The sequence below is a fragment of the Microcoleus sp. OTE_8_concoct_300 genome (assembly GCF_031383065.1).
Lineage (GTDB): Bacteria > Cyanobacteriota > Cyanobacteriia > Cyanobacteriales > Microcoleaceae > Microcoleus.
Genome location: NZ_JANMZH010000727.1, coordinates 1 through 1394, shown reverse-complemented (window position 1 = coordinate 1394; position 1394 = coordinate 1). Strand labels below are relative to the sequence as shown.

Below are 1394 nucleotides of genomic sequence, written 5' to 3'. Positions count from 1 at the left end.
GCACAATGGAATGAGCAAAATGTCCCGCAAGTCTTGGCTCATCGAGTAGCTTACTTAAATGGAATGATTGGTGTCAATCTCAAAGCAGCAGCTTAAATTATCATCAGTATTTATACTGATTGCATAACTGTTATGCTCCCTATACAATTGGGTCAAATAGATTTTTTCAAACAAAGTCGTGGGGGTTTCAGGGTATCTCAGGTCGAACAAATGAGCGGGAAAAACATTCCCCTTCGTTTGTTGTTCCGATGCCTTATATTCGTCAACCAATTCGTTGAATAGCGAACTCAGTGTGCTGTCTGCTTCGGACTCGATCGTCATGCAAGAGAGCTCATACTCCCACACCGCCGGACTTGCAAATTCTCTCACCATCGATGGGGATATCCATTCCCTGTCTAGCTTTTGCCCCAATCTATTGCTGTCCCATTCCTCTGAGCAGTTTTGTGAATGCTCGTGTTTGAGCAAGTTGAAGATTTGGAGATAAGCGTCGCGGGGACTGCTGCAAATAATAACGGAGGATTGTTCTAGCCCAATAGCGGCATAGGCAACTTTGATGGCTTCTGTGGCTTTTTGAGTATCAATTGGCGTAGTCGAGAGAATAAGACGTTTCTGTGCGAGTTCGCCTGACACGCACATAGCGGTAATTGGATTGTCGAAGAGCTCCAGTTTTTTCAGATGGGTGAGCTTACGCAAGGCGCTGATATCGGTAATTTGATTGCAGCCCAGATTCAGTATTATCAGATTGGTGAGCGAGCCGAGGAAGCTGATGTCGGTAATTTGATTGTCGAAGAGCTCCAGTGTTGTCAGATTGGTGAGCAAGCCGAGGAAGCTGATGTCGGTAATTTGATTGTTGTAGAGATCCAGTGTTGTCAGATTGGTGAGCGAGCCGAGGAAGCTGATGTCGGTAATTTGATTGTTGTAGAGATCCAGTGTTGTCAGATTGGTGAGCGAGCCCAAGGCGCTGATATCGGTAATTTGATTCTCGCGGAGATACAGTGTGGTCAGATTGGTGAGCGAGCGCAAGGCGCTGATATCGGTAATTTGATTCTCGCGGAGATACAGTGTGGTCAGACTGGTGAGCGAGCCGAGGACGCTGATGTCGGTAATTCTATTGCCCCTGAGATTGAGTGTGGTCAGATGGGTGAGCGAGCCGAGGACGCTGATGTCGGTAATTTGATAGAAGCTGAGCTCCAGTTCTGTCATGCTTGAAAGTATCCGCTCCCCTGCTTCAGGGTTATCAGTGCCAGCCTCTTTTAAGTAGCTAGACAAAATTAATTACATAGTTTTCTCCAAATTCTTTCAGGATTTTTTCCACAGAGGTAACAAAAGTTCCCCAACTCTTGTAAGCAGATATCTCAATCCATTCATACTTAATAAACCGCCATAAAATTTCA

Annotated in this window: 1 protein-coding gene; it reads right to left on the bottom strand. The window is 45.6% G+C overall.

From position 1 onward, the window contains the following. Positions 1-54: 54 nt before the first annotated feature. Positions 55-1203: a leucine-rich repeat domain-containing protein gene (locus ACUVJL_RS32720; protein ID WP_445249637.1), complete on the bottom strand. Its 1149-nt coding sequence runs from the start codon at positions 1201-1203 to the stop codon at positions 55-57. Positions 1204-1394: the final 191 nt, after the last annotated feature.

Excerpts from the sequence above, each read along its gene's own strand:
- ACUVJL_RS32720 (WP_445249637.1), bottom strand. The coding sequence starts at position 1,203 with ATGACAGAACTGGAGCTCAGCTTCTATCAAATTACCGACATCAGCGTC.